Origin of the sequence: Limnohabitans radicicola, from assembly GCF_014837235.1 — a bacterium.
Lineage (GTDB): Bacteria > Pseudomonadota > Gammaproteobacteria > Burkholderiales > Burkholderiaceae_C > Limnohabitans_A > Limnohabitans_A radicicola.
This window is the reverse complement of record NZ_JACYFT010000001.1, coordinates 907,277-930,037: the sequence shown is the minus strand read 5'-3', so window position 1 is coordinate 930,037 and position 22,761 is coordinate 907,277. Positions and strand designations below refer to the sequence as shown.

The following is a 22,761-nucleotide window of genomic DNA, read 5'->3' as shown; positions in this document are numbered from 1 at the left end:
CAATATGGCAACGTCTGAAGTACAAACCGTCAACTCGACCGCTGACAAAGCCCGGGTCGCAGCCGCTGTGGCCGTGCTGATTGCCGGTCTGGTGGCCTACTACCTGCTGGCCAAGCAAGGCCCGCTGGCCCAGTGGGCTGGCTTGTTGGCGGCTGCGGCTGTCGCTGTGGTGGTGTTCCTGACTTCCGAGTCCGGTCGTCAGCTGGTGGCCTTTGGCCGCGACGCGGTTCGCGAAGTCAAAAAAGTGGTGTGGCCCGAGCGCAAAGAGGCCATGCAGATCACGGCTTACGTGTTTGTCTTTGTGTTGGTCATGGCTGTGTTTTTGTGGCTGACCGACAAGACCCTTGAGTGGGTGTTTTACGACTTGATTCTGGGGTGGAAAAAATAATGAGTGATGCACTGGTCAATGCTCCCCAGGCTGGCGATTCCACGAATCCTGATCTGAAGTGGTACGTGGTCCATGCCTATTCGGGCATGGAAAAAGCCGTTGAGCGCAACATCATCGAGCGCATCAACCGCACCGGCATGCAAGACAAGTTCGGTCGCATTTTGGTGCCGACCGAAGAAGTGGTTGAGGTCAAGAATGGCCAAAAGCGCACCACCGAGCGCAAGTTTTTCCCCGGCTATGTGTTGGTGGAAATGGTGATGAATGACGAAACCTGGCACCTGGTGAAGCACACCAACAAGGTGACGGGTTTTGTGGGGGGTGCCAAGAACCGTCCGGCGCCGATCTCTGAGGACGATGTCCTGAAGATCGTGAACCAGATGCAGGAAGGCACCGACAAACCTCGCCACAAGGTGGAGTTTGAAGTGGGTGAATATGTGCGCGTCAAAGAAGGCCCGTTCACCGATTTCAATGGCACCGTCGAAGAAGTCAACTACGAGCGCAACAAGATGCGCGTGTCGGTCACGATCTTTGGTCGTGCCACGCCGGTTGAGCTGGAATTCAGTCAAGTCGAGAAGACCTGATGTTCTGGGTGGTTCACGGACCACCCAGCGAATCGGCAGGCCGCTACCCGACTCGGTGGCTTGCTTTGAAAAAGAGTCGTTAACCCCGGGGAGCTCGACAGAGCGTTATCACCCGCAAGGAGAAAAGCATGGCGAAAAAAATCGTCGGCTTCATCAAGCTGCAAGTGCCAGCTGGTAAAGCCAATCCATCGCCACCCATTGGCCCAGCATTGGGTCAACGTGGTCTGAACATCATGGAATTCTGCAAGGCGTTCAACGCCCAGACCCAAGGCGTCGAGCCGGGCCTGCCATTGCCAGTGGTCATCACTGCGTTTGCAGACAAATCCTTCACCTTCATCATCAAGACCCCGCCCGCAGCGACCTTGATCAAGAAGTCCATCAAGATCGACAAGGCTTCGACCAAGCCAGGTCTGGAAAAGGTTGGCAAGATCACCCGCGCTCAGCTGGAAGAAATCGCCAAAACCAAGATGAAAGATCTGACAGCTGCCGATCTGGACGCTGCCGTTCGCACCATCGCTGGTACTGCCCGTTCCATGGGCGTGAATGTGGAGGGCGTGTAAATGTCCAAGCTCACCAAAAAGCAAAAAGCCTTGGCTGGCAAAGTGGACAGCAACAAGCTGTACGCACTGGCTGACGCTCTGGTCATCGTCAAAGAAGCGGCAACCGCCAAGTTCGATGAGTCCATCGACGTGGCCGTGCAGCTCGGCATCGATGCCAAGAAATCTGACCAAGTGGTCCGTGGCGCCGTTGTGCTGCCCAACGGCACTGGCAAGACCGCCCGCGTGGCTGTGTTCGCCCAAGGTGCCAAGGCGGACGAAGCCCGCGCCGCTGGTGCTGACGTGGTTGGCATGGACGACCTGGCTGCACAAGTCAAGGCCGGTGACATGCCTTTCGACGTGGTGATCGCTGCTCCTGACGCGATGCGCGTTGTGGGTACTTTGGGTCAAATCCTGGGCCCACGTGGTCTGATGCCTAACCCCAAAGTCGGTACCGTGACACCTGACGTGGCCACTGCCGTGAAAAACGCCAAAGCTGGTCAAGTGCAGTTCCGCGTGGACAAAGCCGGTATCGTGCACGGCACGATCGGCCGTCGCTCGTTCGACGCCGACAAGCTGCAGGGCAACCTGGCCGCGCTGATCGACGCGCTGAACAAAGCCAAGCCCGCTTCCAGCAAGGGTGTTTACCTGCGCAAAGTGGCGGTGTCTTCGACCATGGGTGTGGGCGTTCGCGTCGACACACAAACCATCGCAGCTTGATTGCGGTAAAGATTTGAGCAGACCTTCGGGTCGGCTCAATGTGGTGGGCTGCAATCTTTTGAAAAAAAGACTGCAGGCCATCCAAGACCGTTGGTGTGTCTCAGGGCACTTAATCGGTGGGTTGCAAAACCCCCGCCAACGCAGATGGCGATCCCGCTGCAGATGGATGAATTTCCAAAAACAGTTGGTCGCTGCAAATAGGCGTGCTCTAGGGTTGTCCCGAAAGCACATTTTAAGGAGTAGACCTTGAGTCTGAATCGCAGTGAGAAAGAAGCGGTCATTTCCGAAGTGACCGGCCTCGCAGCTAAAGCTCAAACGCTGGTGATTGCGGAATACCGCGGTATCACGGTCGCTGACATGACAAACCTGCGCGTCAAAGCACGCAGCCAGGGCGTTTCGCTGAGCGTGTTGAAAAACACCTTGGCCCGCCGTGCTGTGGCTGGTAGCCAGTTTGAAGTTGTCGCTGACCAGATGACCGGTCCGCTGATCTATGGCTTCTCTGAAGATGCAGTGGCTGCCGCGAAAGTGGTGGCCGAATTCGCAAAAACCAACGACAAGCTGGTGATTCGCGCTGGTGCATTTGCAGGCAAGGCCCTGGACGTCAACGGCGTCAAACAACTCGCAAGCATCCCTTCCAAGGAAGTGCTGTTGGCCCAGTTGTGTGGCTTGCTGATGTCGCCAATGTCCCGTACCGCCGTGGTGCTGGGCGCTCTGGCGGCCAAAAAAGGCGAAGGCGAAGCTGTTGCCGCTTAAGGCCAGCATTCGTGTTTTAACCAATTGTTAGGAAACAAAAAATGGCATTCGATAAAGACGCATTTTTGACCGCGCTCGACAGCATGACGGTCCTGGAACTCAACGACCTGGTGAAAGCCATCGAAGAGAAATTTGGTGTGAGCGCTGCCGCCATGGCCGCTCCTGCTGCTGGCGGCGCTGCTGCTGGTGGTGCTGCTGCTGAAGAGAAGACCGACTTCAACGTCGTTCTGACTGACGCTGGCGCCAACAAAGTGTCCGTGATTAAAGCTGTTCGCGAAATCACCGGCCTGGGCCTGAAAGAAGCCAAAGACCTGGTCGACGGCGCTCCGAAGGTTGTCAAGGAAGCTCTGCCCAAGGCAGACGCCGAAGCCGCCAAGAAGAAGCTGGAAGAAGCTGGCGCCAAGGCCGAACTCAAGTAATTCGGTCTCGTTCCAAGGCTGGAGTGTCCGCAAGGGCCTCCAGCCTTTGGTGCTTGAAGAGCGCACTGAAAAGCAGCTTTGCAAATGCTTTTTTTCAGTGTCTTCTGACCCGACTGCAGAAGACCCTTGGTTCGGGTTGCGTGCAATGCGCAACCGTCCGCCAACGCTGGTAGAGGCCAGCCGCCAAGCCCGTTGCCTGCGCTGAAATGCGCGAGCAACACACAGTCCTGAAAGATCAAGCCCGGAGATCTCATGGCCTATACATACACCGAACGCAAGCGAATCCGCAAAAGTTTCGGCAGCCGCGAAAGCGTGCTCGAAGTTCCCTACCTGCTGCAAATGCAAAAAGACGCTTACACGTCGTTCTTGCAGGCAGGGATGATCCCCTCCAAACGCTCGCACGAAGGCCTGCAAGCCGCCTTCGAGTCGGCTTTCCCCATCGTCTCGCACAACGGTTTTGTCGAGATGAAATTCGTCGAATACAACCTGGCCAAGCCTGCATTTGATGTGCGCGAGTGCCAGACCCGTGGTCTGACTTTTGCTTCGGCCGTGCGCGCCCGCGTGCAGCTCATCATTTACGACCGCGAGTCATCGACATCGCAGTCCAAAGTGGTCAAAGAAGTCAAAGAGCAAGAGGTCTACATGGGCGAAGTGCCCCTGATGACCGACAAGGGCTCCTTCATCATCAACGGCACCGAGCGCGTGATCGTGTCTCAGTTGCACCGCTCGCCTGGCGTGTTCTTCGAACACGACAAGGGCAAAACCCACAGCTCGGGCAAACTGCTGTTCTCCGCCCGCATCATCCCTTACCGCGGTTCCTGGCTGGACTTCGAATTCGATCCGAAGGACATCCTGTACTTCCGCGTCGACCGCCGTCGCAAGATGCCGGTCTCCATCCTGCTCAAGGCCATCGGCCTGAACCCCGAATCGATCCTGGCGAACTTCTTCGTCAACGACAATTTCCGTCTGATGGACAGCGGCGCACAAATGGAGTTTGTGTCCGAGCGTCTGCGTGGTGAAGTGGCCCGTTTCGACATCACCGACAAATCCGGCAAGGTGGTGGTCGCCAAGGACAAGCGCATCACCGCGCGCCACACCCGTGAACTCGAGCAGTCTGGCACCACGCACATCAGCGTGCCCGAAGATTTCCTGATCGGCCGCGTGGTCGCCAAGAACATCGTCGATGGCGATACCGGCGAGATCATCGCCAAGGCCAACGAAGAGTTGACCGAGGTGTTGCTCAAGAAACTGCGCTCGGCTGGCGTTCAAGAGTTGCAATGCATCTACACGAACGAACTTGACCAGGGCGCCTACATCTCGCAAACCCTGCGCATCGACGAAACCGTGGATGAATTTGCCGCGCGCGTGGCCATCTACCGCATGATGCGTCCTGGCGAGCCGCCCACCGAAGACGCTGTGCAAGCCCTGTTCCAGCGCTTGTTCTACAACCCCGACACCTACGATCTGTCGCGCGTGGGCCGCATGAAGTTCAACGCCCGCGTGGGCCGCGACGAGCCCACCGGCCCCATGGTGCTGACCAACGAAGACATCTTGGCCGTGGTCAAGATCCTGGTGGACCTGCGCAATGGTCGTGGCGAAGTCGATGACATCGACCACCTGGGCAACCGCCGCGTGCGTTGCGTGGGTGAGCTGGCCGAGAACCAGTACCGCACCGGTTTGGCCCGTATCGAAAAGGCCGTGAAAGAGCGTCTGGGTCAGGCCGAGCAAGAGCCGCTGATGCCGCATGACCTGATCAACTCCAAGCCGATTTCTGCGGCGCTCAAAGAGTTCTTCGGTGCATCGCAGCTGTCGCAGTTCATGGACCAGACCAACCCGCTGGCCGAGATCACCCACAAGCGCCGCGTGTCGGCCCTGGGCCCAGGCGGTTTGACCCGCGAGCGTGCGGGCTTTGAAGTGCGTGACGTGCACGTGACCCACTACGGTCGTGTCTGCCCTATCGAAACCCCAGAAGGCCCGAACATCGGTCTGATCAACTCGCTGGCCCTGTATGCCCGCCTGAACGAGTACGGTTTCATCGAGACCCCGTACCGCCGCGTGGTGGACGGCAAGGTGACGATGGACATCGATTACCTGTCGGCCATCGAAGAAGGCAAGTACGTCATTGCCCAGGCCAACGCCACCCTGGACAAGGACGGTCGCCTGACCGGTGACCTGGTCTCTGCCCGTGAAAAAGGCGAATCCATCCTGTGCGGTGCAGAGCGCATCCAGTACATGGACGTGTCGCCCGCCCAGATCGTGTCTGTGGCAGCTTCGCTGGTGCCTTTCCTGGAGCACGACGATGCGAACCGCGCCTTGATGGGCGCCAACATGTCGCGTCAGGCCGTGCCTGTGCTGCGTCCTGAGAAGCCCATGGTCGGCACCGGCATCGAACGCGTTGCCGCGATCGACTCCGGCACCGTGGTCACAGCCACCCGCGGTGGTGTGGTGGACTATGTCGACGCGACCCGCATCGTGATCCGCGTGAACGACGCAGAAGCCGTGGCCGGTGAAGTCGGTGTGGACATCTACAACCTGATCAAGTACCAGCGTTCCAACCAGAACACCAACATCCACCAGCGTCCTATCGTCAAGCGCGGTGACAAGCTGGCCAAGGGGGACGTGATCGCCGACGGCGCTTCGACCGACCTGGGAGAAATCGCCATCGGTCAGAACATGCTGATCGCCTTCATGCCCTGGAACGGCTACAACTTCGAAGACTCGATCCTGATTTCTGAGCGTGTGGTGGCGGAAGACCGCTACACCTCGATCCACATCGAAGAACTCGTGGTGATGGCCCGTGATACCAAGCTGGGCGCGGAAGAAATCACCCGCGACATCCCGAACCTGTCCGAGCAGCAACTGGGCCGCCTGGACGAGTCCGGCATCATCTACGTGGGTGCCGAAGTGCAGCCCGGCGATGTGCTGGTCGGCAAGGTCACACCCAAGGGCGAGACCACCCTCACGCCTGAAGAGAAGCTGCTGCGCGCCATCTTCGGCGAGAAGGCTTCCGACGTGAAGGACACCTCGCTGCGCGTGGACCAGGGCTCGCAAGGCACCGTGATCGACGTGCAAGTGTTCACCCGTGAAGGCATCGTGCGCGACAAGCGTGCCCAGCAGATCATCGACGACGAACTCAAGCGCTTCCGCCTGGACCTGAACGACCAGCTGCGCATCGTCGAAGCCGATGCTTTTGACCGCATCGAAAAACTGCTGATCGGCCGTGTGGCCAATGGCGGCCCTCAAAAGCTGGCCAAAGGCACCAAGCTCGACAAGACCTACCTCGACTCTGTCGAGAAGTTCCACTGGTTCGACATCCGTCCTGCGGAAGACGACGTGGCCAGCCAGCTCGAGTCCATCAAGAACTCGTTGGAGCAAACCCGTCACAGCTTCGACCTGTCGTTCGAAGAAAAGCGCAAGAAATTGACGCAAGGCGACGAGCTGCCCGCAGGCGTGCTGAAAATGGTCAAGGTCTACCTGGCCGTCAAGCGCCGCTTGCAGCCTGGTGACAAGATGGCCGGCCGTCACGGCAACAAGGGCGTGGTCTCCAAGATCGTGCCCGTCGAAGACATGCCTTACATGGCCGATGGCACCCCTGCCGACATCGTGCTGAACCCGCTGGGCGTGCCATCGCGCATGAACGTGGGTCAGGTGCTGGAAGTCCACTTGGGCTGGGCCGGCAAGGGCATCGGCCAGCGCATCGGCAACATGCTGCAGGCTGAAACTCAGCGCATCGAAAAGATTGCACAACTGCGCAAACTGTTTGAGCAGCTGTACAACAGCCTGGGCCGCAAGGAAGACCTGTCGCAGCTGACCGACGACGAAGTGTTGGCCATGGCCGACAACCTCAAGGACGGTTTCCCCTTCGCTTCACCCGTGTTCGACGGTGCGGCCGAAGAAGAAATCCGCGCCATGCTGCACCTGGCGTATCCGGATGACCTGGCCAAGGCCAAGGGCCTGACCGCGACACGCACACAAGCCAACCTGTTTGACGGCCGCACGGGCGACGCCTTTGACCGTCCCACGACGATCGGCTACATGCATTACCTGAAGTTGCACCACCTGGTTGACGACAAGATGCACGCCCGCTCGACCGGTCCTTACTCCCTGGTCACGCAGCAGCCGCTGGGTGGTAAGGCGCAGTTCGGTGGTCAGCGTTTCGGTGAGATGGAAGTGTGGGCACTGGAAGCGTACGGCGCCTCCTACACCCTGCAGGAAATGCTCACCGTCAAGTCCGACGACGTGCAAGGCCGTACCAAGGTCTACGAAAACATCGTCAAGGGCGAACACTCCATCGAGGCGGGCATGCCCGAATCGTTCAACGTGCTGGTCAAGGAAATCCGTTCGCTGGGCCTTGACATCGAGCTCGAGCGTTCTTAATTCACAGGCAAAGGATTCAAACCATGAAATCACTACTCGACCTGTTCAAGCAGTTCACGCCCGATGAGCATTTCGATGCCATCCGCATCGGTCTGGCATCGCCTGAAAAGATCCGTTCCTGGTCTTTCGGCGAAGTGAAAAAGCCTGAAACCATCAATTACCGCACCTTCAAGCCCGAGCGCGATGGTCTGTTCTGCGCCAAGATCTTTGGCCCGATCAAGGACTACGAATGCCTGTGCGGCAAGTACAAGCGCCTCAAGCACCGCGGTGTCATCTGCGAGAAGTGCGGCGTTGAAGTCACTCAGACCAAAGTGCGTCGCGAGCGCATGGGGCACATTGACCTGGCCGCGCCTTGCGCCCACATCTGGTTCCTCAAATCGCTGCCATCGCGTTTGGGCCTTGTGCTCGACATGACGCTGCGCGACATCGAACGCGTCCTGTACTTTGAAGCCTATGTCGTGACCGATCCCGGCATGACCCCGCTCAAGAAGTTCAGCATCATGTCCGAAGACGACTACGACGCCAAGGTCAAGGAGTACGGTGACGAATTCCAGGCCAAGATGGGCGCCGAAGGCATCAAGGAATTGCTGCAAGGCATCGACATCGAAAGCGAAATCGAGCGCCTGCGTGGCGATCTGACTGGCTCCGAAGTCAAGGTCAAGAAAAACGCCAAGCGCCTCAAAGTGCTCGAAGCCTTCAAGAAGTCGGGCATCAAGCCCGAGTGGATGGTGCTCGAAGTGCTGCCCGTTCTGCCACCAGACCTGCGTCCGCTGGTGCCGCTGGATGGCGGCCGCTTTGCGACCTCCGACCTGAACGATCTGTACCGCCGCGTCATCAACCGCAACAGCCGTTTGCGTCGACTGCTGGAGTTGAAGGCCCCCGAGATCATTGCCCGCAACGAAAAGCGGATGCTGCAAGAAGCCGTGGACAGCTTGCTGGACAACGGCCGCCGCGGCAAGGCCATGACCGGTGCCAACAAGCGCGCCCTGAAGTCTTTGGCCGACATGATCAAAGGCAAGAGCGGTCGTTTCCGTCAGAACTTGCTGGGCAAGCGCGTGGACTACTCCGGTCGTTCCGTCATCACCGTGGGCCCAACCCTCAAGCTGCACCAGTGCGGTCTGCCCAAGCTGATGGCCATTGAGCTGTTCAAGCCTTTCATCTTTGCCCGCCTTGAAGCCATGGGCATCGCGACCACCATCAAGGCTGCCAAGAAGGAAGTCGAAGCCGGCACACCCGTGGTGTGGGACATCCTGGAAGAGGTCATCAAAGAGCACCCCGTGATGCTCAACCGTGCGCCGACGCTGCACCGCTTGGGCATCCAGGCGTTCGAGCCCCTGCTGATCGAAGGCAAGGCCATCCAGCTGCACCCCCTCGTTTGCGCGGCCTTCAACGCCGACTTTGACGGTGACCAGATGGCCGTTCACGTGCCCCTGTCGGTGGAAGCCCAGATGGAAGCCCGCACCCTGATGCTGGCCTCCAACAACATCCTGTTCCCCGCTTCGGGCGAACCGTCCATCGTGCCGTCGCAGGACGTGGTGCTGGGTCTGTACTACACGACCCGAGACCGCATCAACGCCAAGGGCGAGGGCTTGATCTTCGCCAACATCGGTGAAGTGCAGCGTGCCCTGGACGCCGGTGTGGTCGAGCTGACCGCCAAGATCAGCGTGCGCCTGACCGAGTGGACCAAGAACAAGGAAACGGGTGAATTCGTGCCCTCGACCTCGCTGGTCGACACGACCGTGGGCCGTGCCCTGCTGTCCGAGATCCTGCCCAAGGGCCTGCCCTTCAGCAACCTGAACAAGGCGCTGAAGAAGAAGGAAATCTCCAAGCTGATCAACACGTCTTTCCGCAAGTGCGGTCTGAAAGAGACCGTGGTGTTCGCCGACAAGCTGTTGCAAAACGGTTTCCGTCTGGCCACACGCGCCGGTATCTCGATCGGCATCGACGACATGCTGGTGCCGCCCGAGAAGCCCGCCATCATTGAAGCGGCCGAGAAAGAAGTCAAAGACATCGAGCAGCAATACGTCTCCGGTCTCGTGACCTCTGGCGAGCGCTACAACAAGGTCGTGGACATCTGGGGTAAGGCCGGGGATGCCGTCTCCAAGGTGATGATGGACCAACTGCGCAAAGAGAAGACCATCGACCGCCATGGCAAGGAAGTGGAGCAGGAGTCTTTCAACTCCATCTACATGATGGCCGACTCCGGCGCCCGTGGCTCTGCCGCCCAGATCCGCCAGCTGGCCGGTATGCGTGGCCTGATGGCCAAGCCTGACGGCTCCATCATCGAGACACCCATCACGGCGAACTTCCGTGAAGGTCTGAACGTGTTGCAGTACTTCATCTCGACGCACGGTGCCCGTAAGGGTCTGGCCGACACGGCGTTGAAGACTGCCAACTCCGGTTACCTGACCCGCCGTCTGGTGGACGTGACGCAAGACCTGGTGGTGACCGAGCTCGACTGCGGTACCTCCAACGGTTCGCTGATGCGCGCCATCGTTGAAGGCGGTGAGGTGATCGAGTCGCTGCGTGACCGTATTCTCGGTCGCACCGTGGCCGAAGATGTGCTGCATCCCGAAAACCGCGCTGTGCTGGCGGCTGCTGGCGTGATGCTGGACGAAGACCTGATCGACGAACTCGAAGCCGCTGGCGTTGACGAAGTCAAGGTCCGCACTGCTCTGACCTGCGAAACCCGTTTCGGTCTGTGCGCCAAGTGCTATGGCCGCGATTTGGGCCGTGGCGGCCTGGTCAACAACGGCGAAGCCGTTGGTGTGATCGCTGCCCAGTCCATCGGTGAGCCAGGTACTCAGCTGACCATGCGCACTTTCCACATCGGTGGTGCGGCTTCGCGTGCGGCTGTGGCCTCCAGCGTGGAAGCCAAGTCCAACGGCATCATCGGCTTCAATGCCACGATGCGTTACGTGACCAACAGCAAAGGCGAGTTGGTGGTGATTGCCCGTTCCGGCGAAATCATCATCCACGACGAACACGGCCGTGAGCGTGAGCGTCACAAAGTGCCTTATGGCGCGATTCTGTCGATCAAGGCGGACCAGACCATCAAGGCTGGCACCGTCTTGGCCAACTGGGATCCATTGACCCGCCCGATCATCACCGAATTCGCCGGTCAGGTGAAATTCGAGAACGTCGAAGAAGGCCTGACGGTGGCCAAACAGGTCGACGAAGTGACCGGGCTGTCCACCCTGGTGGTGATCGATCCCAAGCGTCGCGGTGCAGCCAAAGTCGTCCGTCCTCAGGTCAAACTGATCGACGCCGCTGGCAAGGAAGTCAAGATCCCTGGTACCGACCACTCGGTGACGATTGGCTTCCAGATCGGCGCGCTGATTCAGGTGCGTGACGGCATGGATGTGGGCCCTGGCGAAGTGCTGGCCCGTATCCCTGTTGAAGGTCAGAAGACCCGAGACATCACCGGCGGTTTGCCCCGTGTGGCTGAACTGTTCGAAGCCCGCTCGCCCAAAGACAAAGGCATGCTGGCCGAGATCACCGGTACCGTGTCGTTTGGTAAAGAGACCAAAGGCAAGGTCCGCTTGCAGATCACTGACCCTGAAGGCAAGGTCTGGGATGAGCTGATCCCCAAAGAGAAGAACATCCTGGTGCACGAAGGCCAGGTGGTCAACAAAGGCGAGAGCATTGTGGACGGCCCTGCCGACCCACAAGACATCCTGCGTTTGCTGGGCATCGAAGAGCTGGCCCGCTACATCGTTGACGAGGTGCAGGACGTTTACCGTTTGCAAGGCGTGAAGATCAACGACAAGCACATCGAAGTGATTGTTCGTCAGATGCTGCGCCGTGTGGTCGTTGAAAACGCCGGTGACTCCACTTACATTGCCGGTGAGCAGGTTGAGCGTTCCGAAATGCTCAACACCAACGACGCCCTGCAAAAAGATGGCAAGATTCCTGCGACCTACAGCAACTTGCTGCTGGGCATCACCAAGGCGTCCTTGTCGACCGACTCGTTCATCTCTGCGGCTTCCTTCCAGGAAACCACCCGCGTGCTGACCGAAGCGGCCATCATGGGCAAGCGCGACGATCTGCGCGGTCTGAAGGAAAACGTCATTGTGGGTCGTTTGATCCCGGCGGGTTCCGGTCTGGCTTACCACCAGGCGCGCAAAGCCAAGGACGAGATGGACGACGCCGAGCGCCGCGCCATCGCCGATGCCGAAGCTGCAGAGCTGGCAGGCGAGCCTGCTGCTGACGCCGTCACCGACGCTGGCGAAGCTGCCTGAGTGAAAGGGTCGCCGTTTCATCGGTGATCCCCGATCAGCCCCTGCGCCGCGAGCGGTTCAGGGGCTGTTTTGTTGTCAAGGCTTGAAAAGCGCAGTCAAAGGATCTTGCATGGCCTGGTTGATCGTCAGTCTGTTGTTGGCGTTGTGCCTGTTCTGGGTGGTGGGCGCCCACAACCGCATGGTGCGTTTGCGCGGTGATGTGGCACGCCAATGGGGTGTGGTTGACGTTCTGTGGCTCAAGTGGCTGATGCGTTTTCAAGGCGCCATTTCGGCCAGGCAGATTCTGGCCTGGGCCTCGGAGGCCGAGGACCTGCAGTTGCTGCAGGACGCGAGCGATGCCTTGGTTGAAGCCCTGTCTGACGCCCGCGCACAGCCTCTGGACGGGCAAGTCCTGCAAAAGGTCGTGCAGCAACACGAGGCGCTGATGGTCTGCATCGACCGCGTCATGCTCACGGCTCCTGACACGGTCAAGCCCCACTTGCTGTCGGCGCAAAACAAGATCTTGCAAAGCTTGCCGATGACGCTTGCACCTTACCGACTCGCTTGCGATGCCTACAACGAGGCCATTGGGCAGAGCCCGGCCAGTTGGCTGGCGCGCCGGTTGAACCTGCGCCCCGCCGTGACACTGAATTTTGCCGACCGGTCCGTGTCGGAGCTGGTATGAACACCGCTGTTCACCATGCGCCCCCGCTGTGGCGGCTGCTGCAGGCCAGCGCCCAGGCGGTGCAGGCTGTGCGCGCCGGGCGCTCGCTGACTGCCCAGCTCGAAGCGCTGCCGGCCGATTTGCGTCCCGGAACCCAGGCTTTGAGTTTCCAGGCTTTGCGCCAGCTGGGCTGTGCCACGGCCTTGCGCGCGCAACTGGCCAAAAAACCACCACCGGCCGCCGCGGATGCTCTGCTGTGCACCGCCTTGGCTTTGGCCTGGAATGAGGCACAGGCCCCTTACCCGGTCCACACGCTGGTGAACCAGGCGGTGGAAGCCGCACGCAAGCACCGCCAAACACAGGGCCAAGCGTCTTTCATCAATGCTTGCCTGCGGCGCTTTTTGCGCGAGCGTGACGCGTTGGTCGCAGCAGTGCAGGGCGATGTGGCGGCTCGCTGGAACCACCCCGACTGGTGGGTGCAGCGCCTGCAAGCCGATCATCCTGAACACTGGACCCGCTTGCTCGATCAGGCGCAAACGCCTGCACCCATGACGCTGCGCGTGAATGAGCGGACCACCAAGGTGAGTCAGGTGCAGGCGGCCCTGGAAGCGCTGGGCGTCACTTCCACCCCGGTGGGGGGCAGTGGCCTGCAATTGCACAAGGCCTTGCCGGTGCAGCAGTTGCCAGGTTTCCTGCAAGGCCAGGTGTCAGTGCAGGACGCGGCTGCGCAGCTGGCTGCCCCCTTGCTGATGCAGGGCCTGGACCTGGCGCAACCTTGGCGCGTGCTCGATGCCTGCGCGGCCCCCGGGGGCAAGACCGGGCACTTGCTTGAACTGTGTCCCCGCGCCCAGGTGCTGGCGCTCGATGTGGATGCGCAGCGCTGCCAGCGCATCCACCAGAATCTGGAGCGGCTGCAGGTGCACGCCGAGGTGCGCGCCGCCGATGCCGCGCAACCCGCGCAGTGGTGGGACGGTCAACAGTTCGATGCTGTTTTGCTCGATGCCCCGTGCACAGCCTCCGGCATCGTCAGGCGGCATCCCGATGTCCGTTGGTTGCGGCGCCCAGGCGACAGCGCCCAGCTGGCCCGTACCCAGGCGCAGTTGCTCAACGTGCTGTGGCCTTTGCTCAAGCCAGGAGGGCGGCTGCTGTATTGCACCTGCTCGGTGTTCAAGGCCGAAGGCGATGCGGTCGTCGATTCGTTTCTTCAGCGCAACACCGATGCCCGATTCTGCCCCTCTCCGAGGCATTTGATCCCCGGTGTCGTGCCTGTTGGCGTGCCTCTCGGAGACAATGCGTTGGGTGAGCACGATGGTTTTTATTACGCACTGCTGGAAAAACGTCCGACGGCGGCTTGAACGCAGCGCGAGACTGTGCGCCGCGCTGCTCGTGTGTCTGGCGTCCGCCGTGCTGGCCTCGACCGTCGATCTGACTGAAATGCGCACTGAGCGCACAGACGGTGCCCTGGTGCTGCACACCACCCTTCGGCTTGAATTGGGTCCGGCGGTGGAGGAGGCCCTCGTCAAGGGGGTTCCGGTTTACTTTGTCGCCGAGGCCGAGGTCCTGCGTGACCGCTGGTATTGGTATGACCGCAAGGTCGCCAGTGTCACCCGCTATTACCGGCTGGTTTACCAGCCATTGACCCGCCAATGGCGCCTGAACGTATCGGGCGAGCCGTTGTCATCGGCTGGACTGGGAGGCAGCATTGCCCAGAGCTTTGACAATTTGTCCTACGCGCTCAGCATGATCCGTCGCCAATCGGGCTGGCGACTGACGGAGTTGTCCGAGCTGGACCCTGACGCGCGCCACAACCTGACGTACCGCTTCCGGCTCGATGTGGCGCAACTGCCCAGGCCGTTCCAGATCGCTGCTGGCAGCCAGGCCGACTGGAGCCTGAGTCTGAGCCGCAACCTGCGCATCAACCCGGACCCGGTGCGCTGACATGGCCAGTTTGCCGCCAGAGCGCAGTCGGCAATTGCCGCCGCTGATCTCCAAAGCCAGCCGCTGGCTGGTGGGCTGGGGGATCGGATTTTTGCTGGTCATTGGTTTGGGGCTGCTGATCCTGCTCACCCAAGCAACGACCAACCGCGAGCGCTACAACCAGAATTACGAATGGCTGTTGATCGTCAATGCCGTGGTGGCTGCAGGCCTGTTGCTCACCATCCTTTGGGGCATGGTGCGTCTGCTGCGCAGGTTGCGCAAAGGGCAGTTCGGCTCGCGCCTGCTGGTCAAACTGGCGGCTATTTTTGCGCTCGTGGGGGTCGTGCCCGGTGTGCTCATTTATGTGGTGTCCTACCAGTTCGTGTCGCGTTCGATCGAGAGCTGGTTTGACGTCAAGGTGGAAGGCGCATTGGCCGCTGGCCTGAGTCTGGGCCGCGCCACGCTCGACACCATGAGCCACGACCTCCATCAAAAAACCCGCGTGGCCAGTGCCACCCTGACCGATGTTTCCGATGCGGGGGCTGGCATCATGCTTGAGCGCTTGCGTGAGCAACTGGGGGCCACCGATGTGGTGCTCTGGACAGGCAATGGCCGCATGGTGGCCAGCGCCGGCTCATCGCGTTTTCAGCTGCGACCGGATCGGCCCGCCCCGGCGCAGTTGCGCGAAGCCCGCCTCAAGGGCAGTGTCGATTGGATCGAAGGCCTCGATGAAAGCAATGCCGGTGGCGATAAGGCCCGCATCAAGGTGTTGGCCAGCGTGCCGCAGATGAGCCTGGCGCTGGGCGATGAGCCCCGGCTGCTGCAGGTCACGCAAGTTCTCTCACCCACGCTGGTGACCAATGCACTGGAAGTGCAGACTGCCAACCAGGAGTACCAGGAGCGTGCGCTGGCCCGTGAAGGCTTGCGTCGCATGTACATTGGCACGCTGACGCTGAGCTTGTTCATGGCGGTGTTGGCCGCCATTTTGCTGGCGGTCTTGCTGGGCAACCAGTTGGCGCGCCCCTTGCTGCTGTTGGCGCACGGGATGCGCCAGGTGGCAGCAGGGGACTTGAGCCCCAAGCTGGCCCTGCAGGGCAAAGACGAGCTGGGTGGGCTCACGCGTTCGTTTGCCGACATGACACAGCAGCTTTCTGACGCCCGCTCAGCGGTCGAGCGAAGCCTCCAACAACTCGACGCCGCCCGTGGCAACCTGCAGACGATTCTGGATAACCTGACTGCGGGGGTGATGGTGCTGGATGCACAGGGCATCATCGAGTCGGCCAATCCAGGAGCCACCCGCATCCTGCGTGTGCCGGTTGCAGCATTTGAGAAGCAGCCGCTGCTCAAATTGCCGGGGCTGCATGACTTTGCGGCTGGGGTGCAGGAGCAATTCCAGCATCTGGGGGCTGATCCCGATGCCCACGAACTGGACCACTGGCAAAAGTCGTTTGAAATCCATGCCACGGGCCAGGGGCTCACCCAATCGGGCGTCACACTGCTGGCGCGTGGGGCTACCTTGCCCGACGGCATGCGCCTGCTGGTGTTCGACGACATTTCTGAAATTGTATCGGCTGAGCGCTCTCAGGCCTGGGGCGAAGTGGCCAGGCGTCTGGCCCATGAAATCAAGAATCCCTTGACACCAATCCAGTTGTCTGCGGAGCGTCTGGAGCGCAAGCTCACGGGCAAACTCGATGCCCCGGACGAGGCGGTACTGGGCAAGTCGGTCAAGACCATCGTGGACCAGGTCGATGCCATGAAGCGCCTGGTCAATGAGTTTCGCGATTACGCACGCTTGCCCACTGCAGAGCTTCGTCCATTGGACCTCAATGCCTTGGTGCAAGATGTGCTCTCGCTGTATGCCACCGATCCCGGTGAGCACTCGGCTCGCGTACCGATCCACAAGCAGCTGGACCCGGCCTGCCCTGCCATTTTGGGTGATGCACAGCAGTTGCGTCAGGTCGTGCACAATCTGTTGCAGAACGCGCAAGACGCCTGTGAATCGCATCAGTCCACAGACAGGCCTTCGGCGGTGACGATACGCACCGATTGGAGTGAGGTGCGCAAGCGTGTGCGGCTGAGCGTGAGTGATACTGGCCCCGGTTTCGAGAACCACATATTGCAACGGGCCTTCGAGCCTTATGTCACGACCAAGAGCAAAGGCACGGGCCTGGGGCTGGCAGTGGTCAAGAAAATCGCTGACGAGCATGGCGCCCGGGTGGATTTGTCCAATGTTCAGCAAGAAGGCGAAATCACAGGCGCTCAAGTGTCGCTATCATTCACGGTATAGAACAACAGGTGCGCGATAGGGCACCGTGACGAGACATCCAACAAGACAGGCAATATGGCGAATATTTTGGTGGTCGATGATGAGTTGGGCATCCGGGACCTGCTCTCCGAAATCCTTTTCGATGAAGGGCACCAGGTTGAGCTTGCCGAGAATGCGGCGCAAGCTCGTGATGCCCGGCAACGCATGCGTCCCGACCTTGTCTTGCTGGACATCTGGATGCCTGATACCGACGGCGTCAGTCTGCTCAAGGAATGGGCCGCGACCGGCTTGCTCAATATGCCCGTGATCATGATGAGCGGACATGCCACCATTGACACCGCCGTCGAGGCGGTGCGCATCGGCGCACAAGCGTTTCTTGAAAAACCCATCACCCTGCAAAAATTGCTCAAAGCGGTGGAGCAGGGGCTGGCCCGTGAGCCGCTCAAGGCCTCTCCCGTTGCGGTCCCCCTCAGCCAGCATGCCTTGGCCCCCCTGGCCCCGGTCAACGAATCCGTGACTCCAGCCCCGATGGTTGAACAAACTTTCGATCTGGATCGGCCCTTGCGTGAGGCGCGCGATGCCTTTGAAAAAGCCTACTTTGAGTTCCATTTGGTGAAAGAAGGCGGTTCCATGACCCGCGTGGCTGAAAAAACCGGTTTGGAGCGAACCCACCTTTACCGCAAGCTCAAGCAATTGGGTGTCGACTTGTCCCGCAGCAAACGTGTCGGCTGAGCGTCAAAAAACAGCCTTAAACGCTGCTATAATTCAACCTGACCGGCCCGGTAGCTCAGTTGGTAGAGCAGCGGATTGAAAATCCGCGTGTCGATGGTTCGATTCCGTCCCAGGCCACCAAACAAAAACCGTTGTCTCCGAAAGGGGCAACGGTTTTTTCTTTGTGCGGATTGTTTTTCACTGCTGTGCAGTCACTGCAAGCCACTTGCACAAACGCTGGGGAACTTTGCCAAATGACAGAGTCCAGCTTGCCTGCATTGAGTGCCCGTCGAGTGATGGGCTCAGTCGCAGAACTCTCCCGTCTTCAGCCAGACACCGTCTATTTGCGAGACGGTGAAGTGATTCTGTACAGGCGCAGTGAATCCACCCGGACCCTGTAGACACCTTCGAGCCTTTGGGGTTGATGTTTTCGAGTGCCCAGGTCAGCTTGTGGTGCCTTGGTGCGCTTGATAACCCATGCGGAAACCACCCCAGTGGATGCCTCCCAGGTAAATGGGCACGGAAAGGTCGTGCATGATTTCGCCCGTGTCGCGTTTGTATGTTTGAAGCAGCATCTTCTTGGTGTGGGCCCCGCAACGGCTGCCTGTGCGGTCGTTGAAAATGCGCTTGCTGCGGCTGTTGACCAGGTCGGTGGCGTAGTCACCGCTCGGGGCCTTGGCGAACTTGTCGTTGTGGGTGGGCACATAGCCACGCGTATCGGTGCAGATGGCAAAAATCAGGTTGGGGTTGTCCTGAAGTACCTGTTCTTGTACCGGGGGCAGAACCCGGTCACAGAACCCGTCAAAACGCGAGCTGAATTTGGGCGGGTTCGTGTCGGGGATCGGCCGGTAGTCATCGCTGATCAGATCATCGAGCCGGATCTGGCCTTGTGCCATGGCCGTCTGGAGCAAGTGCTGGATGCGATCAGCCGCGGTGCGGGCCACCTGGTACATCCGGTGATGAACGGTCTCAAAGCGCAACTCGATCAGGCTGTCGAAGAAGCCTTCACCCAGTTCGGTCAACCCAACGATCTGGCTCTCCTGGCTTTGAATGCGTTGACCGAAACTCTGCAATTCATTGCGTATGTCGCCAAGGTAACCTGAAATGCCCTGCACTTCACGGGCCGATTGTTCGGAAGCGTGGACGATGCCGTCCATGTGTTGCGTCAGCACACTGGAGAAGTCCAGAATGCCGTTGAGGCGTTGCCCGACCTGATCGATGTGGTTGACGTTGTCCTGGACATCCGACAGCAGCACATTGATGCTGTGTACCGCATGGTCGGTTTCGCTCAGGATGCCACCGATGCTGGCGTCGATCTCCTGCGTGGCATTGAAGGTGTTTTCAGCCAGCTTGTTCACTTCCTGTGCCACCACCGCAAAACCGCGCCCATGCTCGCCAGCCCGTGCGGCCTCGATGGCTGCGTTGAGTGAGAGCAGGTTGATCTTGTCGGCGATTTCGCGGATCAGCTGCGCAATGTTTTCAATCTTGCGCGAGCTGTCCTGCAAGCGAATGATCGAGGTGTTGACCTCTTGCGTGTGCGTGCCCATGGTGCGCATGGAGGCCACGGTGGCCTGCAGTTCCTGCTGCCCTTGGCGAGAGTTTTCCTCAGCTTGCCTGGCCAATGCCCCCACCTGGGTGGCTTGCTGACTGACACGCAGGGAGTTTTCCGACAGTGTCTGTGAGCCGTTGGCCGCCTCCGCTCCGCTGGTGGCCAGCATGTTCATGGCCTGGCTCACACTCTTGGCTTGCCAGGAGAGGTCTGCCAGTGTGGTGGAGTTGCGCTCAACCACTTCGGTCATGGATTGCACAGACTTGACCAGCCGGGCATGACCTGCCAGAAGGGGTTGGAGCAACTCTTGCAAATCCTGGTCCTCACGCCATGAGGCACTGAGTTGTTCAACAGCTTGTTCGTGTGTGAGTCCGTCCACATGCATCCTGTGCAGGATTTGTTTCAGGGCCGCCAACCTGTCCTGGTGGTGTTGCAGATCGCCTTCAAGCACGCTGCAACGGTCTCGCAGCGTCTGGTGAGCACGGTGCCAATCCTGCAATGGCGTCAGTGCGCGCTCGATGTCCCAGGGCAAGCCGTGGTGCTTGGGCGACCACATGGCCTGGTCGGACAGCCCTTTCATGAGCGCCTCCCGGGTTGAATCCAGCCCACGCATCCAAGGGCGCAGCAGCCATGCCATGCCGACCAGCATGATCAGCAGCCCGCAGGCGGCCATGAGCAACAGCGCGTCAGAGCCCGCGTGGTCGACGTAATTTGAAGGGAGCCTGGACAGTACACCCAGGAAGACCCATGGAAAACCAATGAACACGATGGTCGCCATGGCTCTGTAGCGCATTTGCTTGAACATCTGGGGGGCTGATGAAATAGAGATGGAAGAAGAGGGAATCGCTGCGGATTCATACCCAAGTAATTTTAGGGGGTGAATGTCCGGACTTCTTGCGCAGCGCCGTGTGGTCAAGTCGAAAGTTTCAAGACGCAGCCGATGTTTTTAATTACTTTTGTGTTCTATTTGAGAGGCAATATCTGCGTTGTGGTGGTGTGCATTCTGGCTAGAATCATTTGGATACCCTGTGGCCGCCATTGGGGACAAAGACGCGAATGTTTCAGTCTGTATGGCTTCAATCGCGCCTCGATCATCGACCCATTCATGCCCATGACAAACCACAAACTGCCGCAGAATCTGCCGCGTCTGAGCGCCATCATCCTTGCCGGATTGGCCACGGTCCTCATCGTGTTGTGGGGCGGTGTGGTCTGGGGATTGCAAACGCTGCACCAAGAAGCAGTACGCAACCAGATCCAGGAAAGCAGCAACATCTCGCGTGTGTTGCAAGAGCAGACCACGCGTGTGCTGGCCATTGTTGACAAGGTCACCTTGCGTGCCAACGACACCACGACCGCTGCACGAGCAGCGGGAGATGCCCTCAAGCAGGTGGATGTGGTTCGCTTGGCCAACGAGTCCGGATTTTTCCCGGACATCCTCTCGCAGCTGAGCGTTGTTGATGCGCAAGGCCGCTTCCTCTTCAGCAACCTCGACCCCAAAGGCGAGAAGTCGGGTGGCGTCGATTTGTCGGAGCGTGAACACATCAAGGTGCACCTGAGATCGGACTTGGCATCTGCTACAGCCAAGAGAGTCAATGCCAACGGTTTGTTCATTGGCAAGCCGGTGTTGGGCAAAGTCTCCAAACTTTGGACCATTCAGGTGTCACGCAAATTGACGGACGCTTCCGGGCAACTCATCGGCGTTGTGGTCGCTTCCGTGAATCCGGTTTATTTCGAGCAGGTCTACAAGGATGTCCGTCTGGGACCCACGGGCAACATCGCGCTGGTGGGTGATGACGACATCGTGCGCGCCGAAGTGGTTGGTGGGCAAAGCCATGGCATGGGTGAGAGTCTGGTGCTGGCGCAACCCGATCCCGATGACGTTGCCACGGCCGATCAAACCCATTTCATTCGCACCGATGCAGCGGGGACCCGGCATGTGGTGGTGTCGCAGCGCATTCCCGGATATCCGCTGCGATTGATGATCTCCACCACGGCCGATTGGGCGCTGGCGAACTGGTACGAAACTCGAAACATCACTTTGGTGTTGATGGTCTTGCTGAGTTTGGGCGCGGTCGCGGCCAGTGTGTTTTTTCTGAAAGTGTTGCGTCAAAAGGAAGCCCAAAGCGAGGAAATCCGTGCCCAGCATCAACTGCAGGAAATGACCATGGATGCCATGCAGGATGGTGTCTTGCTTTTCGACAGTCGGGGCTTGCTGGTCAAGGCCAATCCCATGGCGCTGGAGTTGCTCGGCAAACGGCAGGATGCAGTGCTGGGCGAGCGCATCGAGGCCTTGTTTCCTGGTGAGCAGCATCAGCACCGCATGGATGACTGGTTCGCGTTTGGCTACCAAGAGTTGATGCGCTATCTGTCCCTCAAAATCCACCAAGCGTCTGGCGCGGCACCTGCGATTCCAGTGCCGTTGCTGAAAGTGGGGGCAGACGGTCACGTGCAGTGGGCAACGTTGACGGCATGCGAGCTGTTGGGGCTTGACCCCGAATCCCCGCAGCCAGACGCCTTGGCGCGAGAGACCGTGACGCAGCTTTTGCAAGTGCAAGCGGAACAAGGTGCAGCTCCTGGACAGGTGTCCCGGGGCACGCAGTCCGTCGAGGTCGATTGGCGTTCTGGGGATCTGCATACGCTCAGGCTTCCCACTTTGCTTTTGCCCGAGCAGACAGAAGACGGCTCGGCCGTGTTCTGGATCATCCCTGATTTCGATGCATTGTCTGCTTATGCGATCCGCACATTGCACAACCTTGAGTGGCTGATTTTGCGCCCTGAAGACGAGGCCATCATTCCCGTGCTGCTGACGGCTTCACCTTTGCTGGATCCCTACAGTCGCCTGACTGGGGCTGTCCTGACCATGAAGGACGTGCGCGATGTCAAGGCACAGGAGGCTGAAAACCTGCGCATGGTCAAGAAAATGGAGCAATCGCAAAAGCTCGATGCATTGGGGCAGCTGGCTGCGGGTGTGGCGCATGACTTCAACAACTTGCTGGGCATGATCCAGAGCCACGCTGAGTTGGTGGAGATGAAGATTGGAACGGACTCCCCGGCCCAGAAGAACCTGCACGCCATTTCGCAAGCCATCACCCGGGCACACAACATTGTGCTCACGCTCAACAGCCTGGGGCGCGATGCCAAGAACGACAGCGAAGCGACCGATCCCAATAACGCCTTGTTCGAACTGTTCCCCTTGCTGCACGAAACCCAATCCTTGCTGCAGGCCAGCATGAAGGGAATCGCCATCTCCTTTGAAAACGTGGACAACGTGCCAGAGACCCTGTTGCTCAGAGGCGAAAGCGGCAAGCTGCAACAGGTGCTGGTCAACCTCTGTGTCAATGCCAGCCACGCCATTGGCGAGCAGCGTCAAGGCCGCATCACCATCGAGACGCGGCTGGCCAAAGACGGCTTTGTGCTTGTGGATGTTGTCGATAACGGCAGTGGCATTCCTGCCGATATCCTGTCCAGAATTTTCGAGCCCTTCTTCACCACCAAGGTGGTGGGCAAAGGCACCGGTCTGGGTCTGGCCATGGTGCACAGCATCATCACCAAAATGAATGGCACCATCGATTGCCAGTCTGAAGTGGGTGTGGGCACCCGCTTCAGCATCAAGTTGCCATTCGATGCCAATCGTCCCCACTGATTGACGCGACGGATGCT

The 22,761-nt window shown here is 59.5% G+C and carries 15 protein-coding genes and 1 tRNA gene; 15 read left to right on the top strand and 1 reads right to left on the bottom strand.

The genetic code is table 11. From position 1 onward, the window contains the following. Positions 1–4 precede the first annotated feature (4 nt). The 14 genes from secE (at position 5) to IC609_RS04430 (ending at position 17,693) form a co-directional block, all read left to right on the top strand. Positions 5–388, top strand: coding sequence for a preprotein translocase subunit SecE (secE, locus tag IC609_RS04495; protein ID WP_191818239.1), 384 nt, complete (start codon positions 5–7; stop codon positions 386–388). Further along, entirely contained in the window at positions 388–969 is a 582-nt protein-coding gene (nusG, locus tag IC609_RS04490; protein ID WP_191818238.1) for a transcription termination/antitermination protein NusG, read from the top strand. Before secE ends, nusG begins: the two co-directional genes overlap by 1 nt. Before the next feature lie 128 nt (positions 970–1,097). Further along, positions 1,098–1,529 (top strand): 50S ribosomal protein L11, encoded by a 432-nt coding sequence (rplK, locus tag IC609_RS04485; RefSeq protein ID WP_062407242.1) that lies wholly within the window; start codon positions 1,098–1,100, stop codon positions 1,527–1,529. Next, complete coding sequence (gene rplA / locus IC609_RS04480; protein ID WP_191818237.1) at positions 1,530–2,225, top strand: 50S ribosomal protein L1; 696 nt, start codon at positions 1,530–1,532, stop codon at positions 2,223–2,225. It begins immediately after the preceding gene. A gap of 246 nt (positions 2,226–2,471) precedes the next feature. Beyond that, positions 2,472–2,978 (top strand): 50S ribosomal protein L10, encoded by a 507-nt coding sequence (gene rplJ, locus IC609_RS04475; RefSeq protein ID WP_191818236.1) that lies wholly within the window; start codon positions 2,472–2,474, stop codon positions 2,976–2,978. Between the two features lie 41 nt (positions 2,979–3,019). Then, positions 3,020–3,397 carry a 50S ribosomal protein L7/L12 gene (gene rplL, locus IC609_RS04470; RefSeq protein ID WP_191818235.1) on the top strand — a complete coding sequence of 126 codons (378 nt, stop codon included), beginning with the start codon at positions 3,020–3,022 and terminating at the stop codon, positions 3,395–3,397. A 252-nt stretch (positions 3,398–3,649) separates the two neighbouring features. Continuing rightward, positions 3,650–7,774 carry a DNA-directed RNA polymerase subunit beta gene (gene rpoB / locus IC609_RS04465; RefSeq protein WP_191818234.1) on the top strand — a complete coding sequence of 1,375 codons (4,125 nt, stop codon included), beginning with the start codon at positions 3,650–3,652 and terminating at the stop codon, positions 7,772–7,774. A 23-nt stretch (positions 7,775–7,797) separates the two neighbouring features. After that, positions 7,798–12,015 (top strand): DNA-directed RNA polymerase subunit beta', encoded by a 4,218-nt coding sequence (gene rpoC / locus IC609_RS04460; protein WP_191818233.1) that lies wholly within the window; start codon positions 7,798–7,800, stop codon positions 12,013–12,015. Positions 12,016–12,124: 109 nt separating this feature from the next. Continuing rightward, the gene (locus IC609_RS04455; RefSeq protein ID WP_191818232.1) at positions 12,125–12,679 is read left to right on the top strand and encodes a hypothetical protein; all 555 of its coding nucleotides are present in this window, start codon (positions 12,125–12,127) and stop codon (positions 12,677–12,679) included. Further along, a complete protein-coding gene (gene rsmB / locus IC609_RS04450; RefSeq protein ID WP_191818231.1) occupies positions 12,676–14,013 on the top strand; it encodes a 16S rRNA (cytosine(967)-C(5))-methyltransferase RsmB in 1,338 nt (445 codons plus the stop codon). The genes IC609_RS04455 and rsmB overlap by 4 nt, the downstream gene beginning before the upstream one ends. Positions 14,014–14,062: 49 nt before the next feature. After that, positions 14,063–14,596, top strand: a complete 534-nt coding sequence (locus tag IC609_RS04445) for a DUF4390 domain-containing protein (protein ID WP_333473635.1) — start codon at positions 14,063–14,065, stop codon at positions 14,594–14,596. Position 14,597: 1 nt separating this feature from the next. Next, positions 14,598–16,862, top strand: a complete 2,265-nt coding sequence (locus IC609_RS04440; RefSeq protein ID WP_191818229.1) for a sensor histidine kinase — start codon at positions 14,598–14,600, stop codon at positions 16,860–16,862. Positions 16,863–16,916: 54 nt separating this feature from the next. Further along, positions 16,917–17,573 carry a response regulator gene (locus tag IC609_RS04435; protein WP_191818228.1) on the top strand — a complete coding sequence of 219 codons (657 nt, stop codon included), beginning with the start codon at positions 16,917–16,919 and terminating at the stop codon, positions 17,571–17,573. Between the two features lie 44 nt (positions 17,574–17,617). Then, positions 17,618–17,693, top strand: a tRNA-Phe gene (locus IC609_RS04430). A 302-nt stretch (positions 17,694–17,995) separates the two neighbouring features. Here the strand turns inward: IC609_RS04430 and IC609_RS04425 are convergent. Next, positions 17,996–19,906 carry a methyl-accepting chemotaxis protein gene (locus IC609_RS04425; protein WP_191818227.1) on the bottom strand — a complete coding sequence of 637 codons (1,911 nt, stop codon included), beginning with the start codon at positions 19,904–19,906 and terminating at the stop codon, positions 17,996–17,998. Positions 19,907–20,212: 306 nt separating this feature from the next. On the opposite strand from IC609_RS04425, the gene IC609_RS04420 reads away from it, so the two are divergent. Continuing rightward, a complete protein-coding gene (locus tag IC609_RS04420) occupies positions 20,213–22,744 on the top strand; it encodes an ATP-binding protein (protein ID WP_191818226.1) in 2,532 nt (843 codons plus the stop codon). Positions 22,745–22,761: the final 17 nt, after the last annotated feature.

Excerpts from the sequence above, each read along its gene's own strand:
- secE (WP_191818239.1), top strand. The coding sequence starts at position 5 with ATGGCAACGTCTGAAGTACAAACCGTCAACTCGACCGCTGACAAAGCC.
- nusG (WP_191818238.1), top strand. The coding sequence starts at position 388 with ATGAGTGATGCACTGGTCAATGCTCCCCAGGCTGGCGATTCCACGAAT.
- rplK (WP_062407242.1), top strand. The coding sequence starts at position 1,098 with ATGGCGAAAAAAATCGTCGGCTTCATCAAGCTGCAAGTGCCAGCTGGT.
- rplA (WP_191818237.1), top strand. The coding sequence starts at position 1,530 with ATGTCCAAGCTCACCAAAAAGCAAAAAGCCTTGGCTGGCAAAGTGGAC.
- rplL (WP_191818235.1), top strand. The coding sequence starts at position 3,020 with ATGGCATTCGATAAAGACGCATTTTTGACCGCGCTCGACAGCATGACG.
- rpoB (WP_191818234.1), top strand. The coding sequence starts at position 3,650 with ATGGCCTATACATACACCGAACGCAAGCGAATCCGCAAAAGTTTCGGC.
- rpoC (WP_191818233.1), top strand. The coding sequence starts at position 7,798 with ATGAAATCACTACTCGACCTGTTCAAGCAGTTCACGCCCGATGAGCAT.
- IC609_RS04455 (WP_191818232.1), top strand. The coding sequence starts at position 12,125 with ATGGCCTGGTTGATCGTCAGTCTGTTGTTGGCGTTGTGCCTGTTCTGG.
- rsmB (WP_191818231.1), top strand. The coding sequence starts at position 12,676 with ATGAACACCGCTGTTCACCATGCGCCCCCGCTGTGGCGGCTGCTGCAG.
- IC609_RS04440 (WP_191818229.1), top strand. The coding sequence starts at position 14,598 with ATGGCCAGTTTGCCGCCAGAGCGCAGTCGGCAATTGCCGCCGCTGATC.
- IC609_RS04435 (WP_191818228.1), top strand. The coding sequence starts at position 16,917 with ATGGCGAATATTTTGGTGGTCGATGATGAGTTGGGCATCCGGGACCTG.
- IC609_RS04425 (WP_191818227.1), bottom strand. The coding sequence starts at position 19,906 with ATGTTCAAGCAAATGCGCTACAGAGCCATGGCGACCATCGTGTTCATT.
- IC609_RS04420 (WP_191818226.1), top strand. The coding sequence starts at position 20,213 with ATGACAAACCACAAACTGCCGCAGAATCTGCCGCGTCTGAGCGCCATC.